This is a genomic window from Plantactinospora solaniradicis, from assembly GCF_042658085.1.
In the GTDB taxonomy this organism is placed as follows: domain Bacteria; phylum Actinomycetota; class Actinomycetes; order Mycobacteriales; family Micromonosporaceae; genus Plantactinospora; species Plantactinospora solaniradicis.
Genome location: NZ_JBHSPR010000054.1, coordinates 156,673 through 171,733, shown reverse-complemented (window position 1 = coordinate 171,733; position 15,061 = coordinate 156,673). Strand labels below are relative to the sequence as shown.

Here is a 15,061-nt window from a genome sequence, read left to right as displayed (position 1 = left end):
TCAAGCCGGGGAGCCGGACCCGTTGGGGTCGGGCGGCCGACGCGCGGGAGCGGGCGGCGCGCCGAGGCTGAGCGTTTCGCTGACCGAGGTGCCGTGGACAGCCCGACCGGCGGCCCTGGCGGCCGGTGCCGTGCACGATCGGCGGCATGACGGCGCGTTCGTCGCGATCGTGGGCGGGTCCGCTTGGACCTTTCCCGTGGACGCTGCACGGCCTGCCGCGCGTCGGGCGATGGCCTGACAGGGGTCCCTGAACCCTGTCAGGCCATCGTTCCCGCCGGGCCTCAGCGGTGCCCCGTACCCTTCGGCGGCGTCTTGCTGTCGGGCTGGCCGTTGCCCTTGCCCCCATGCGGGGGTGGCGCGACGGTCGTGCAGGTCAGCGGTACCCCGGTGGAGACCAGGCGCTCGACGGACCCGGGAGAACCCTGCGTCACGGCCAGCTGGGCCGGACTCAGGTACCCGATGAACAGTTGCTTCCCGACCGGCATCGCCGAGGGGACGAAGACGAACGTCACCTTGCCGTCCGCCTCGGACTCGCGCTCCACGACACGCTCGACCCCGGGTCCGGTGCCGCTGGGGTCGAGCGTCCCGTCGTCGTTCGGTCCCTTGCAGAACTCACCGACCTTGATGAGCACCGGGAAGCCCGCCTCGCGCAGCGCCGCCTGCAAGTCCTCGCGCTCGTCGAAGTAGCGCTGCTTGTCCCAGGTGACCTCGATCGTGCCGTCGGGGTTGTTGCCCACTGTGTACGCGACCGTTCGGATGTTCAGCGCGCTGTCCGACCCCCGGGGCGGCGCTTCCGGCGGGTTGGCGTACGTCGTCAGGCCGAGCGCGACGCCGACGACCGCGACCACGGCCGTCGCGGCGCCCGCCACGCGGCGGCGGCGTAGGCGCGTACGGCCCGTAGCCATGATCTGCTCGACCGGCGTAGTCATGGTGACCCCGTCCAGCGACTCCTTCAGTACGTCCAACACCTCTGGCGCGTCCGTGTCGTAGTTGTTCATGCTCCACCCTCCTGGCTCTGTTCGGTGACGAGTTGGCCGCGCAGCGTCGCGACCGCGCGCGACAGGTGGGCAGTGACGGTTCCCCGGGCCATCCCGAGCGCCCGGGCCGTGGCCTCCGTGTCGAGATCGAGGAGAACCCGGAACACGATCACCTCCCGCTGCCGCTGCGGTAGTTGACGCAGCACGGCCAGCAGTTTGGGGTCCACCGGGGGATCGCTGCCGGTGGCGTCCGCGACCTCGTACGCGTTGCCCAGCTCCACTTCCCGGCGCCGTCGACGCCACCAGGAGACCCGGATGTTCAGCGCGGTGCGCACGATCCACGCCCGCGGTGCCGGATGCCGGCGCACCTTCTGCCACGACATCCAGGCACGCGTGAACGCCTCGGACACCAGGTCCTCGGCCAGCTGCCGGTCACCGACGACCGCCAGTACCGCCCGCAGGCACCTGTCCCGCTCGGCCCGGTAGAACTCTGTGAACTCCAACTGCCTCACGCCCCATACACGCTCGAGGGCTCCGCTCCACTTACCTCAGCGGGGCTGTAGTTATCCGCATCGCGACGGTACGGGACGCCAGGAAAGCGCTTTCCCATAGATTGAGATTTAGAAATGATTCGCTTGATTGGCGCCGTCGTCGGCGCGTCTGATGGTTACCACGCCTTCCATGAGCTGCCGGTGACGAAGGGAGAACTCTGTGAGACGTACGTTCGTGCGCAGTGTTGTTGCGGCGCTGGTGGCGGTCGTCGCCACGCTGCCCGGTGGCGCGCGGCCGGCGCAGGCGAGCACCGGTTCGCTACTCAGCCCGATCACCCAGATCTACGGCACGTTGGCCGGCGGCGGCCAGCCGGAGCAGGTGGTCCGGCAGGTGGTGACCGCGGTGGCGGGCATCCGTGCCGACGTCCTGGCACAGCTGGAGCGGGTGTCCATCTCAGGCGTACGCACCTGCGCCACCCGGCACGTGGTCGAGTTCGCCGATCTTGAGCGGCTCGCGCCGGCCGCGGTGCGGACATGGGCGCGGGACGCCACAGCGTGTGTGGCGTTGATCGATGCGCATCTGCAGGCGGCCCAGGTCGGCCCGCCGCAACCCACGCCGGTCGGGCCAGCCGACGCCAAGCACACCGTCGACCTGCTCGGGCTGGTGGTGAACGTGGTCGGGCCGATAGCGATGACGGCCCGCCTGCACGCCGGGCTCGGCAACGACGGTCTGCGGCAGGTGCTGGTCGGGGCCAACACCACGGTGGTCTCCAAGATCGAACCGTGGTGCTCCGAAGGGCCGGTGTACGAGGACGACTCGAACGTGTACGAGTTGTGGTTCGTGTGCTACGCCTTCAACTACAGCACTCTTCCGACGATTGGCCGGGCGGAGGCGTTTCAGCTCTTCCTCCTGCCGCCCGGTTGTGAACCCTGGCATTCGTGTGAGGCGGCGCCCCTGGGCCCGCCCGTGGACAAGGATCGGGTCAGGTCCGAGACGATGAAGCACACGAGCTGGGTCGTGGCGCGTGCCGTGTTGCCCCTGCTCTGAACTGGCGAGGTCGTCGGTGCTTCGGTCGCCCGGCGGTCCCATTTCCGAGCCAGCCCCATCCTCTTTCCCGGCGAAGAACCACCCATCGACACCACCTGAGGCACCACCACGGCGTCGGTCCGCGGATATTGCACTCTGGTGCGGTGGGCGACGTGGCAGAACTGTTGGACCGGATCTGGCGGACGGACGCGGCCGGCATGCTCGGCGCGCTCAGCCGGCGGCTCGGCGACTTCGACCGGGCCGAGGAGGCGCTGTCGGACGCGCTGGCCGAGGCGCTCAAGCGCTGGACCGACGAGGGTGTGCCGGAGAGTCCCACCGGTTGGCTGGTCACCACGGGCTGGCGCAAGGCGCTGGACCGGCTGCGCCGCGACGCCGTTGGCCGCGAGAAGGTGGCACAGCTGGCCGGGGAAGCGCCGCCGGAGCCGGGTGTGGACGATCGGCTGGCCATGGTCTTCGCGTGCTGCCACCCCGACCTCGCCGAGCCGGCCCGGGTCGCGCTGACGCTCTACGCCGCCGGCGGCCTGAGCACGGCCGAGATCGCCGCCGCGTTCCTGGTGCCGCTGCCGACAATGGCGCAGCGGCTCTCCCGGGCCAAGCGCCAGCTGCGGGAGCGCGGTATCCGGTTCGAGGTGCCGCAGCCGCATGAGTACGCCGACCGGCTACCGGCCGCGCTCGCGGTGATCTACCTGGTGTTCAACGAGGGGTATCTGTCCAGTGGCCGGTCCGCCCAGCGGCGCGAGTTGGCCCGCGAGGGGGTCGAGCTGGCGCGCCAACTCGCCGAGCTGCTGCCCCGTGAGCCGGAGGCCGCCGGCCTGGCGGCGTTGCTGGAGCTGCACCACGCCCGCGCCGACGCGCGGTTCGACTCGTGGGGCCGCATCGTCCTGCTCGACCAGCAGGACCGGCGGCTGTGGGACAGGGCGGCGATCGAACGGGCGGCGCTGCGGCTGCGGTCGGCGGTGCGCCAGGGCCGGACCGGGCCGTACCAGGTGCAGGCCGGCATCGCCGCGCTACACGCCCTGGCCGCCTCCTACGAGGCTACCGACTGGGCCGACGTGCGGGCGCTGTACGACCGGTTGTACACGTTGGACCCGTCGCCGGTGGTGCTGCTGAACCGGGCAGTGGCCACGCGGTTCGCGGTGGGCCCGGCCCCGGCGCTGGACGAGGTCGACGCGCTCGGGGACGGGCTTGCCGGTTACCACCTGTGGCACGCCGCCCGGGCTGACCTGCTGGCCACGCTCGACCGTCCGGCCGAGGCGCTGGCGGCGGCGGAGCGGGCTCTGGAACTGGCGACGAACCCGGCCGAACGGGAGCTGATGTCGCGTCGGGTGGGTGAGCTGAGGCGCCGGCTGTGAGACCGGCGCCCCAGCGTCACCGCTATTCGCGGCTCATCACCGGACGGACCTCCAGCGCGCTCATCCCGGCGGCGAGCGGCCAGGTGGCCGCGATCCGGGCGGCCTCCTCGATGTCGTCGCACTCCAGCATGACGATCGCGCCGATGACCTCCTTGAGTTCCAGGTACGGCCCGTCGGTGATCACCGGCTGGCCGTTCGTGCCGGCCCGCACCGTCTTCGCCGTGTCCCGGGGTTGCAGCTCCGAGCCGCCCTCGGCGATCTTGCCGGTCGGCTGCCACCGCTCGAACCACTCGTAGACCTGCTCCATCACGTCCTGCTCGTCGGCCGGGGACAGCGTGGTCCACTCGCGGTCGTCGCCGAAGATCAGCATCGCGTACTTCATCGTTGCTCCTCGTGGTCGGCAGTGCTGTGTCATCGGTGTGACGAACGGCCGGCACCGGTCCTCGACAGGTTCCACCGAATTTTCGGTTGAAGTTCCGGCGGCAACGGCGCCCGCCGGGGCCCCCGTTGGCCCGGAGGGCAGCCCTCTGTAGTATGATCATTACAACGGGTAACGGAATTGGGGTCCAGTCATGCTCACGGCCATTGCCACCGCGGTCGACGAGCCGCTCACGTTCAGCGAACGCGAGGTGCCCGAACCCGGGCAGGGCGAGGTCCTCGTCAAGATCACCGCCTGCGGAATCTGCTACACGGACCTGGACCTGCTCCAAGGCCACTGGCCCATCGCCCGATTCCCGATCGTCCCCGGCCACGAGATCACCGGCGTGGTGACTGCTACCGGCCCCGGCGTGTCGTGGCCGGAGGTCGGCACGTCCGTGGGCGCCCAGTTCCTCGGCGACTCCTGCCGCCACTGCGACTACTGCGTACGGGGCGAGCAGATCCTCTGCCCCCGAAAGCGCATCACGGGCATCATGATGGACGGCGGTTACGCCGAATACGCGGTCCTCAAGGCTGACTTCGTGACCCCACTGCCGGCAGCGCTCGACCCGATCGCCGCGGCCCCGCTGATGTGCGCGGGCCTGACCGCCTTCAACAGCCTGCGCCAGGGCGGGATCACCGCCACCTCACGCGTCGCCGTCATCGGCACCGGCGGTGTCGGCGCGCTGGCGATCCGCTACGCCGTCGCCATGGGAGCCCGGGTGGCCGTCATCGGCCGGTCCAACCGGAGCGAGGCAGCGGCGAGACAGATGGGCGCCGAGCGGTTCATCGCCACCCAGGACACCGACCCGGCCGAGGCCCTCAGGACCTGGGACGGCTGCGGCGCGAACCTGATCATCAACGCCACCCCGTCCACCTCGGCCGCCGCGGCGACCCTAACCGGCCTGGCACCCGACGGCTGGCTCGTGCTGTGCGGCTACGGCCTGGAGCCGCTGACCCTGCCCACCCAGCCGATGGTCCTCAACCGGCTGCATGCCATGGTCAACCCGTCCGGCTCCCCGCACGACCTCCGCGACACCCTCGCGTTCTCGGCAGCGCACGGCATCCTGCCCGAGATCACCCCGATCGGCCTGCGTGACGTCAACGCGGTGCTCGGCAACATGGCCAAGGGCGGCTCCGGCAAGCGGTCGGTCATCACCTTCGGCTGACCGCCGTCGGCGGACCAGGGCGTCGTGCCGCCGACGGCGTCAGCCGACGCGTCCGCTGTTCGGCGGGTGCGCCACGTCCGCCCAGTGTCGCTGGGCCGGGTTTAGGCCGTCGGCGGCCGGTCAGGTCGGGGTGGACTGGAGCGTGTCCGCGACGGGACGCCGGGTGGCGATCATGGCGGGGATGGCGGTGAGTGTGGTGATGACGAGGAGGACTCCGAGCGAGGCGGCGAGCCACCACGAATCGGGTGGGTACCGGACGTCACCGTTGATGGGGATCAGGCACAGCACGATGCCGGTCGGAATCCCGAGAGCGACGCCGGGGATCGCGGGAAGTAGCTGCGCCACCGCCATCCCCACGGTTGTCTGTGCGGGGGTGGCGCCGAGTGTGCGGGCGACGGCCAGGGGATGCCGGGCGTCGAGGATCGCGGTCCAGGTGCTCACGATGGCGTTGATGAGCGCGAGGACGCCCACCACGGGGGCGACGAGGAGCACGGCCTGAAGGGCTCGCGTGCTGCTGGGGCTGGACAATTCCGAAACGCCGAGCTTCACCTGCTGTTCCTGCGCCTGGAACATCAGCACGCCGGCGAGCGCGGCCATGGTGATCAGGGTGTTCACCATGACGAGCCGGGCGCGGCGGGGTCGGCGGGCGTTGATCCGCACCCCGATCAGCAGGGCGGTGGGCAGCCGGCGGGACAGCCAGACTCGCCACCGGCGGCGGCGCGGTGGTGTGGCGGCGTCGGCGAGGGCGTGGATGGTGTCGGTGGTGGCGGCGCGTACCACGGGTACCAGGGTCGCCGCGGCGGCGATGGCGAGGGCGAGGGCGATGGCGGCGGCCACGGTGCGTAGCGCGGGCGGGTGAACGCCGACGGAGCCGAGGAGCCCGGCGCCGGGGTTGGTCAGCGCGGGCGCGGCGAGCCAGCCGGCGGCCAGGCCGGTGCCGGCGGCGGCGAGCCCGATGACGAGGTATTCGGCGAGGTGGACGGCGGCGACCATGACTGCTCCGGCGCCGACGGCCTTGAGCAGCCCCACCCGGCGGCGCTGTTCGGCGACGCGGCCGGCGACGATGCTGGCGACGCTGGCCACCGCGAGGGCGGTGAGCAGCCAGTTGCCGATGATCAGGGCCTCGTGCGCGCGTTTGACGAGCCTGCCACTTGACTCGGCGATGGCCGTCCAGCTCGTGTATTCGATCCCGCCTCGGCCCATGTGGAGGAACGAGGTGCTGACCTGCGGGTCGGCGTATCTCAGGTTCAGGGTGTACGACAGTGGCTCTGCGCCGGCCAGCGCGCCGATCTGGCTACTGTCGACCCAGACCAGGCCGGCGAGCTGGACCAGGGGGCTGCCCGGACTGTAGCGCCAGTCGGCGTTCGGGTAGACGGCTCGGGCGGCGGTGACCGCGGTCCCGACCACCCGCAGCGGGTGGCCGTTGATGTCGACGGTGTCGCCGGTGCGTACGCCGAGGGCGTTGGCGAAGGTGGGTTCGATGACCACGCCGCCGGGGCGTACCCAGGTGCCGTCGGTCACCGCGGGCCGGTCGAGCGCCGCCGGGGAGTTGTCCCGGCCCTGAACGACCGCCTGCACGGTCTTGCCGCGGGCGCTCAGCATCAGATAGGCGATCGGGTACGGACCGCTGTGTGCGGTGACGCCGGGCGCGGTGGCCAGCGGCGCGAGGGCTGCCAGAGCCTCCGGGCCCGTCGCTCCCGGCGTTGCCACCACGTCGGGGCCCGAGGTCGCGGCCCGGGTCCGCTCGTACGGACGGGCGAGAGCCCCGTCGAGGGCGGAACCGAGGGTCAGCGTGCCGGTCGCGGCGCTGATGGCGAGCACCAGCAGTACGGTCTCGGTGCGCCGCCGGCGCAGGTCCCGCACCAGCAGCCGACACACGAGTAGCAGACGGCCGACCATCTCAGCGCCACCCGCCGTAGACCGTGCCGCTGCCGCTGCCGCTGCCGCTGCCGCTGCCGCTGCCGGTGAGCTGGCTGTCGTCGGCGAACGACCCGTCACGCATGGAGATCACCCGGTCGGCGACCGCGGCGATGCGCGCGTCGTGGGTGACCACCACCAGCGTCTGCCCCGCCGTACGCAGTTCCTCGAACAGCCGCAGAACCTCCAGGGTGGCCGCGCTGTCCAGGTTCCCGGTCGGTTCGTCGGCGAGCACGACCAGCGGCTCGTTGCTCAACGCGCGGGCGAGGGCGACCCGCTGACGCTGGCCGCCGGACAGTGCCGACGGCAGGTGCTTGGCGCGGTCGGCGAGCCCGACCCGGTCGAGCAGGTGCAGGGCACGTTGCCGGGCTCGGCGGGGAGGCTGCCCGGCCAGCAACGCGGCCAGCTCGACGTTCTCCACCGCGGTGAGTTCGTCCATGAGGTGGAACGACTGGAAGACGAAGCCGATGTGGTGGCGCCGCAGCCGGGCCAGGGCCCGCTCGCTCATCTCGTCGATCCGGTGCCCGGCCAGCCAGATCTCGCCGTCGGTGGGGCGTTGCAGCCCGCCGAGCAGGTGCAACAGGGTCGACTTCCCGCAGCCACTGGGACCCATGATCGCCAGCGTCTGCCCCGCGGGCACCGCCAGGTCGATCTCGTCGACCGCGCGGACCAGTGCGCTTCCCCGGCCGTACCGCCTGCTCACCCCGCGTGTCCGTAGCAGCGCCGATCCGGTCATGCCCCCGCCTTCCGTTCGGTCCGGTCGCGTTCGGTCCACATGCGCTCGCACGCCTCCAGCCACTCCAGGTCGGCCCGGAGCCGCAGCACGACCCCCTCCAACAACAACCCGACGACCGGATCCACCGATCGCTCCAACGCAGCCCGCTGGGCGTCCCGCAGCCGACGCAGCAGCTCGCGCCGCTGCGCGTCGACCAGGTCAACCGGGTCGGCCAGCCGGGCGGCCGAGGCGGCCACCAGCTTGAGATGGAACTCGCTGAGGTCCGGCTTCGGCCAGCTCACCTCGGCCAGCCAGGTGGCGACCCGCTGCTGCCCGGCCGGGGTCAACGCGTAGACCCGGCGGTCGGGCCGGTCCGGCAGTCCCTCGGCGTGCTGCGAGGTCACCAGCCCTGCCTTGGCCAGCCGGGCCAGCGTCACGTAGATCTGCCCCGCGTTCATCGCCTCGCCGAGCGGGCCGAGTGCGCCACGCATCCGGCTGCGCAGCTCGTATCCGTACGCCGGCTCCTTGGCCAGCATGGCCAGCACCACATCCTGCACCCGGGCCCACCCTCCGTAGATCGTTATTAGATAACCGCTATCCATAGCGATGTCAAATCGACGGAGGGCGTGGAGCAGGGCAGGGCAGGGTGGGCTACCTACCGCGAAGTGGTGTGCTGGGCGGATGTGCTGGAGGCGGTTCGGCCGGTCCGGCCCTGCTCATCGGCGTCGTGCTGCCGGGACCGACGTGCGCGCACATCGACCGATCCGTACCCCGGCTGCCGGCGCCAGGCTGCCGTCATTGGGCAGCCGGCGGGTGGTGGTCACGCCGGTCGGGGATGAACGCAACGAGGTCGCGCGGGATGTCTGGCGGCAGCGCCCCGGGGGGCCGTCGGGTGATCCGGCCGCCCGGGGGACTCGCCGGACAGCGTTCCGGTGGAACACTCCGGCCCAGGACATTGGCGTCCTGGGCCGGAGTGGTGCCGCGGTTGTGGATCTTGTGATCAGGAGATGTTGATGTCGCTGCACCACATGTAGGCCTGGTCGAGGTGCGATGCCTGCCAGATCACGAAGAGGATGTGCGCTCCGGTGCGCCCGGAGGTCGAGACGTTGAACGAGATGTTCTGCGCCGGCGCGTACCGCCCGGTCGTCGTGATCAAGTCGAGGTTTCCCCAACCGAGGCGCTGGGTGGCCGGGTTGAACCCCTGCTTGGTGACGTAGACCCGGAAGTAGTCAGCACCGTGGCTGGCCTGGTCGTACAGCTGGACCGTGAAGCTGCGGCCGACGTTGGTCCTCCGCCACGCCCCAGGCGTGTTCACGCTGTTGTTCCTGGAGAGGCCGTTGCTGCACAGCTGTCCGTCGGGGGTACGGGCCTGGAACTGCCCGCCGAGGCCGTCACGCAGCGCGCTCATCCAGTTCCACATGGTGTCCGGGTTGGCCTGGAATGCCTGGTAACACATGGGGTCCTGTTGCTGCATGGCGGGGTTCGTGTGGTTGTTGCCCCAGTCTTGCCAACACTGGTAGGCACGAGACCTTGGGTTGATGATGGTCCCGTGGGCTTGGGCTACGCCGGCCCACGGCAGTATGCCGACCATCATGGTGAGCACCAAGGCAAGCACTCGAAGGGGCTGGCGGACGGCTGACCGGGATCGCCCACCGGATTGATCGGGCTTGCGTGAAGGCATGGAACATCCTCCGTTCTTCGAGGCTGAAGATCAGTGTGGGAGCGCTTCCAGAAGTATTGCATTGACAGATATAAATCTCAACAATGTTTCTGATTGATGTCAGTGTGTGTCGAGTTGGCCGGAGTCGTCGCGGAGCGCGGGTGCCGGACGGAAAGGCCGGGATCGAGGGCTGGACCGGTGACGGTGTGTCGGGCGGTGACCGAACTCAGCGCGCGGGACCGGGCGAGGCTGGTCGTGCCGGCCTACCAGGGCTGTCTGGTCCGTCACGGGCGACCGCCGGAAAGGTGACCCGGACGGTGGTGCCCAGCCCGGGGGCCGACGTGACCCCGACCGTGCCGCCGTGCGCGGTCACGATCGCCTCCACGATGGCCAGACCCAGACCCGACGAACCGCCGCTGTCGCGGCTACGGCTGGCGTCGGCGCGGTAGAAGCGCTCGAACACGTGCGGCAGATGCTCCGGTGCGATCCCGTCACCCTCGTCGCGTACCGCGACCAGCACGTCCCCGTCCTGGGAGCCGACGGTAACCGTGACCGGCGTGCCGGGCCGGGTGTGCTGCACCGCGTTGCCGACGAGGTTGCGCAGCACCTGCTGGATGCGCGGGCCGTCCCCGTCGACGACCGCTTCCGCCACCCCTCGCAGGGCGATGGCTCGGTCGGCGCTGACCACCCGGGCGTCGTCCACCACCTCGCCGGCCAGCGCCACCACGTCCACCGGCCCGCGGTTCAGCGGCCGGGCCGCGTCGAGGTGCGCCAGCAGCGCCAGCTCGTCGACGAGCAGCCGCATCCGGCCCACCTCGGCCTGCATCCGTTCCATGGCGTGGTCGAGCTGGTCGGGGTCGCTCAGTCCACCCTGGACGTACAGGTCGATCCAGCCGTGCATGGTCGCCAGTGGCGTACGCAGCTCATGGCTGGCGTCGGCGACGAAGCTGCGCAGCCGGTCCTCGGCCCGCCGCTGGGCGTCGAACGCCTTCTGAACCGCGGCGGCGACCGCGGCGGCTTCCGGGCCGGCTAGCAGCAGGATGAGGATCGTCCGCCACCGGGAGGACCGCTTCACTGCCGCACCGGCCGCAGGCTGTACCCGAACCCCCGCACGGTGTGGATCAGCGACGGCCCGCCAAAGTCGATCTTGCGACGCAGGTTGGAGACGAAACGCTCGACCACGGCGGCGTCGCCGCCGAAGTCGTACTGCCAGACGTGGTCCAGGATCTGCGCCTTGGAGACCACCCGCCCGGTGTTGGCCAGCAGGTAGCGCAGCAGCCGGAACTCGGTGGGGGAGAGCTCGACCGGGCGCCCGCCCCGGGTCACCACATGCCGGGCCTCGTCCATCTCCAGGTCGTCGCAGCGCAGCACTCCCTCCGGCACCGACGGCGGCACGCGGCGGGAACGCCGCAGCAGCGCCTCCAGCCGCGCGGCCACCTCCACCACGTTGAACGGCTTGGTGAGGTAGTCGTCGCCGCCCAGGCGCAGCCCGCGCACCCGGTCGTCCACCTCGTCACGGGCGGTCAGGAACATCACCGGCACGTGGACACCCCGCGAGCGCAGCAGGTGCAGCAGGTCGAAGCCGTCCGTGCCGGGCAGCATCACGTCCAGCACGATCGCGTCGGGCGCGCGCGCCCCGATCGCGGCCAGCGCCGCCGGTACGTCGCCGACCGCCTCGACCTCGAACCCCGCGAACCGCAGCGCGGACAACAGCAGCTCCCGCAGGCCCGGGTCGTCGTCCACCACCAGAATGCTGTCCACGACCCCCATCACACCATCCTGACGGGAACGGGAGCGTGCTCCTCGTGCGTGGGCCGGCTGAGCTGCGCGCCCTCCACGTCCAGGTTCGGCAGCATCCGGTCGAGCCACCGTGGCAGCCACCAGGCGCCGTGTCGGGTCAGCGCCAGCACCGCCGGCACGAGCGTCATCCGGATCAGGAACGCATCCAGCAGGACGCCCACCGCGAGCGCAAAGGCGATGGGCTTCAGCGTGGCGTCGCCGTTCGGGATGAAGCTCGCGAAGACCGAGATCATGATCAGGGCAGCCGCCGCGACCACGCGTGCCGAGGCCCGGAATCCCCGGATGACCGCGCGTTGCGGGTCGCCGCTGCGGGCGTACTCCTCGTGCATCCGGCTGACCAGGAAGACCTCGTAGTCCATCGCCAGGCCGAACAGCACCGCCATGAGGATGATCGGCATGAAGCTGATCACCGGTCCGGTGCGCGAGACCCCGATCAGATCGGCGAGCCAGCCCCACTGGAACACCGCGACCACCGCGCCCAGCGTCGCGCCGACCGACAGCAGGAAGCCCAGCGTCGCCTTCAGCGGCACCACCAGCGACCGGAAGGCCACCATCAACAGTAGAACGGCCAGACCCACGACGACCAGGGCGAAGGGTACGAGCGAAGCACTCAGCAGCTCGGAGATGTCGATGCCGAAGGCGGTCACCCCGGTGACCCCCACGGATGCCCCGCCCTCGGCCTCGAGGTCGGCGACCAGCTGTTCGGTACGTTCGTCCTGCGGCCCGGTCTCCGGGATCACGGTCAGCAGCGCGTACCGGCCGTCCGTGGACAGTTGCGGGGATCCGGTGGCGGTCACCCCGTCCACCGCGCCGAGCCTTCCGGCCAGTGCCGTGGCGGCGGCCGGTTTGTCGGCTTCGTTGCGCAGGTCGGCCAGGACCAGCAGCGGGCCGTTGAAGCCCGGTCCGAACGCGGCGGCCGTCAGGTCGTACGCCTGCCGCTGGGTGCTGGCCGCCGGAGCGGAACCGTGGTCGGTGAGCGCGAGCCGCAACCCCGCCGCCGGTACGGCCATGACGCCCAGCGCCGCGACGACAGCGAGCGTCGTGACCAGCGGCCGGCGGGTGACCAGCCGCACCCAGCGCGCGCCCATGGTGCGTTGGCCGTCCCCGGCCTCGCGCCGGACGGCCCGCGAGCCGGGCTTCGGGCGTAGCCGGTGCCCGGCGAAGCCCAGCACAGCCGGGATCAGGGTGACCGCCACCAGCACCGCGACGATCACGGCGGCCGCCGCGGCCAGTCCCATCGCGGTCAGAAAGGGGATCCGGACGACGGTCAGCCCGGCCAGCGCGATGACCACGGTGAGGCCGGCGAACACCACGGCGGTGCCGGCCGTGCCGATCGCGCGGGCCGCGGACTCGGCCACGGGCATGCCGGACGCCAACTGTGACCGGTGTCGCGCGACGATGAACAGCGCATAGTCGATGCCGACCGCCAGCCCCAGCATGAGGGCCAGGGCCGGCGCGGTCGTCGGCAGGGTCAGCGTGCCCGCGACCGTGGCCAGGCCGGTGACGGTGGCGCCCACCCCGAGCAGCGCGGTGAGCAGAGGCAGCCCGGCCGCCACCAGGGAACCGAACGTGATGACGAGGACGACCAACGCGATCAGCAATCCCGCAGCCTCGGCGCCGTGGCCACTCTCACCGGAGCTGTCGCCGTACGCCGACCCGCCGACCTCCACCCGCAGCCCCGCCTCGCGGGCCGGCCGGAACACCTCCTCCAGCGCTTGGAGGGAGCCGTCCGCCAGGTGCGCGCGGTCTTCGTCGTAGTCCACGTAGGCCAGTGCCACCCGACCGTCCGGCGAGACCGTCTTCGCGGTGAACGGGTCCACCACCCCGGCCACCTGCGGCGCCTTCGCGGCGGCGGCGAGGCTCTGCGCGATGACGGCCTTGTGCTCGGCCACCTCGTGGCCGGCGGGCGCGACGAGCACCACCTGCGCGGAGGCACCCGACGAGGCGGGGAACTGCTCGGCGACGGTGTCCAGGGTCTGCTGGGCGCGGGAGCCGGGGATCGTGAAGTCGTCGGAGTACGAGCCGCCGGCGGTGGCGGCGAGCGTCCCGGCGGCGACGAGGACGGCCAGCCACGCCACCAGAACGGTCCGACGGTGCCGACAGGTCCAGACACCGAGCCGGTAGAGCAATGCGGCCATGACGACGAACTCCCAGCGGTCTTGGATCAAGGGAGCCTCATCACACCGCCCGTGCCTGACGACCCGGCGTCCGCGAACCTGACGGTTGCCTGACGATCGATCCCTGGCGCTCCCTCGGAGCGCTCGACGACCGCCCGGGCCGGCGTGTGCCCGTGCCGCCCTACCCAGGCCGGCACGGGCACACCCTGATCAGCCCGGAAGAGTCACCTGCGCCGGGGTCGACCGCTGGGTGGTGGTGCCGTCGCCCAGCTGTCCCAACGTGTTGCTGCCCCAGCACCAGAGGCTGCTGTCGGTGCGGACCGCGCAGCTGTGATAGGTGACGGCAAAGCCGTTGGTCCAGGCGGTGGCGGTGCCGACCCTGGTGGGGGCGTACCGGTGGGTGGTGGTGCCGTCGCCCAGCTGTCCTCCCGTGTTGTTGCCCCAGCACCACAGGCTGCCGTCGGTGCGGGCCGCACACGACGAGTCGTCGCCCGCGTTGACCCTGCTCCAGCCGGTGCCGGCAACCTGAACCGGTGCGGTCTGGAATCTCGCGACGACGCCCAGCTGTCCGTACCCGTTCTCACCCCAGCACCACAGCGTCCCGTCGGCGCGGACCGCGCAGGTGTGGGCGTACCCCGTTGTCACGCCGGTCCACGTGGTCGCGGTGCCGACCTGCGCCGGAGTTGTTCGGTAGCTCTGGATGCCGAGACCGAGCTGTCCATTCGAACTGTCACCCCAGCACCACAGGGTGGCGTTGGTGCGGATGGCGCAGGTATGCGCGAAGCCGGTCGTGACACTTGCCCAGTTGGTCGCCGTGTCAACCTGTACCGGGGTGGTCGCGGTGTAGACAGAGGCACCGACACCCAACTGCCCGTTACGGTTCAGGCCCCAGCACCACAGGGTGCCGTCGGTCCGGACGGCGCAGGTGTGACTGTCGGCGGCACTGACACTGGCCCAGGTGGTGGCGTTGCCGATCCGCACCGGGGTGTTCCGGTTCGTGGTGGTGCCGTCGCCGAGCTGGCTGCTGGAGTTGCGGCCCCAGCACCACAGTGTTCCGTCCGTCTGTACCGCACAGGTGGAACTGGCGCCAGCATCGATCCTGGCCCAGGTGGTGGCGTTGCCGATCCGCACCGGGGTGTTCCGGTTCGTGGTGGTGCCGTCACCAAGCTGGCCGCGGTAGTTGTTGCCCCAGCACCAGAGTGTTCCGTCGGTACCGATCGCACAGGTGTGTGCGTTACCCGCGGCGATGCTGGAGACCGCCGGGGCGGCGAACGAGGTGTTCAGCGAGCCGCGTTCAGCGGGACTGACGCCTGCGGCAGCCGTGCCGACCGTGAGTCCAACGGTGAGCACGGCGATTCCGGTGGATGTCGCCGCCGTGGCGAGGATGCTTCTCGTTGA

At 71.1% G+C, this 15,061-nt stretch carries 14 protein-coding genes; 3 read left to right on the top strand and 11 right to left on the bottom strand.

Translation table 11 applies throughout. From position 1 onward, the window contains the following. Positions 1-281: 281 nt before the first annotated feature. Positions 282-998, bottom strand: a complete 717-nt coding sequence (locus ACFP2T_RS38515) for a hypothetical protein (protein WP_377431089.1) — start codon at positions 996-998, stop codon at positions 282-284. Further along, positions 995-1,489, bottom strand: coding sequence for a sigma-70 family RNA polymerase sigma factor (locus ACFP2T_RS38510; protein ID WP_377431086.1), 495 nt, complete (start codon positions 1,487-1,489; stop codon positions 995-997). The genes ACFP2T_RS38515 and ACFP2T_RS38510 overlap by 4 nt, the downstream gene beginning before the upstream one ends. A 199-nt stretch (positions 1,490-1,688) precedes the next feature. Between ACFP2T_RS38510 and ACFP2T_RS38505 the strand changes: the two genes are divergently transcribed. After that, entirely contained in the window at positions 1,689-2,516 is an 828-nt protein-coding gene (locus tag ACFP2T_RS38505) for a hypothetical protein (protein WP_377431083.1), read from the top strand. Between the two features lie 143 nt (positions 2,517-2,659). Further along, a complete protein-coding gene (locus tag ACFP2T_RS38500) occupies positions 2,660-3,868 on the top strand; it encodes an RNA polymerase sigma factor (protein WP_377431081.1) in 1,209 nt (402 codons plus the stop codon). Positions 3,869-3,890: 22 nt separating this feature from the next. On the opposite strand, the gene ACFP2T_RS38495 is transcribed toward ACFP2T_RS38500, so the two are convergent. Next, positions 3,891-4,250, bottom strand: a complete 360-nt coding sequence (locus tag ACFP2T_RS38495; protein WP_377431079.1) for a YciI family protein — start codon at positions 4,248-4,250, stop codon at positions 3,891-3,893. Positions 4,251-4,440: 190 nt separating this feature from the next. Between ACFP2T_RS38495 and ACFP2T_RS38490 the strand changes: the two genes are divergently transcribed. Then, positions 4,441-5,454: an alcohol dehydrogenase catalytic domain-containing protein gene (locus ACFP2T_RS38490; RefSeq protein WP_377431077.1), complete on the top strand. Its 1,014-nt coding sequence runs from the start codon at positions 4,441-4,443 to the stop codon at positions 5,452-5,454. Between the two features lie 120 nt (positions 5,455-5,574). Here ACFP2T_RS38490 and ACFP2T_RS38485 read toward each other — a convergent pair whose 3' ends face one another. The 8 genes from ACFP2T_RS38485 to ACFP2T_RS38450 form a co-directional block, all read right to left on the bottom strand. Continuing rightward, positions 5,575-7,353: an FtsX-like permease family protein gene (locus ACFP2T_RS38485; protein WP_377431075.1), complete on the bottom strand. Its 1,779-nt coding sequence runs from the start codon at positions 7,351-7,353 to the stop codon at positions 5,575-5,577. Between the two features lies 1 nt (position 7,354). Next, positions 7,355-8,107 (bottom strand): ABC transporter ATP-binding protein, encoded by a 753-nt coding sequence (locus tag ACFP2T_RS38480; RefSeq protein ID WP_377431072.1) that lies wholly within the window; start codon positions 8,105-8,107, stop codon positions 7,355-7,357. Beyond that, positions 8,104-8,643 carry a PadR family transcriptional regulator gene (locus ACFP2T_RS38475; protein ID WP_377431069.1) on the bottom strand — a complete coding sequence of 180 codons (540 nt, stop codon included), beginning with the start codon at positions 8,641-8,643 and terminating at the stop codon, positions 8,104-8,106. The genes ACFP2T_RS38480 and ACFP2T_RS38475 overlap by 4 nt, the downstream gene beginning before the upstream one ends. A 443-nt stretch (positions 8,644-9,086) precedes the next feature. Continuing rightward, positions 9,087-9,677: a lytic polysaccharide monooxygenase auxiliary activity family 9 protein gene (locus tag ACFP2T_RS38470; RefSeq protein WP_377431267.1), complete on the bottom strand. Its 591-nt coding sequence runs from the start codon at positions 9,675-9,677 to the stop codon at positions 9,087-9,089. 295 nt (positions 9,678-9,972) lie between these two features. Continuing rightward, entirely contained in the window at positions 9,973-10,821 is an 849-nt protein-coding gene (locus tag ACFP2T_RS38465; protein ID WP_377431067.1) for a sensor histidine kinase, read from the bottom strand. Then, complete coding sequence (locus tag ACFP2T_RS38460) at positions 10,818-11,516, bottom strand: response regulator transcription factor (RefSeq protein ID WP_377431065.1); 699 nt, start codon at positions 11,514-11,516, stop codon at positions 10,818-10,820. Before ACFP2T_RS38460 ends, ACFP2T_RS38465 begins: the two co-directional genes overlap by 4 nt. Then, positions 11,516-13,684 carry an MMPL family transporter gene (locus ACFP2T_RS38455; RefSeq protein WP_377431264.1) on the bottom strand — a complete coding sequence of 723 codons (2,169 nt, stop codon included), beginning with the start codon at positions 13,682-13,684 and terminating at the stop codon, positions 11,516-11,518. Before ACFP2T_RS38455 ends, ACFP2T_RS38460 begins: the two co-directional genes overlap by 1 nt. 189 nt (positions 13,685-13,873) lie before the next feature. Continuing rightward, on the bottom strand, positions 13,874-15,013 hold the full coding sequence (locus ACFP2T_RS38450; protein WP_465264288.1) for an RCC1 domain-containing protein: 1,140 nt from the start codon (positions 15,011-15,013) through the stop codon (positions 13,874-13,876). Positions 15,014-15,061 lie beyond the last annotated feature (48 nt).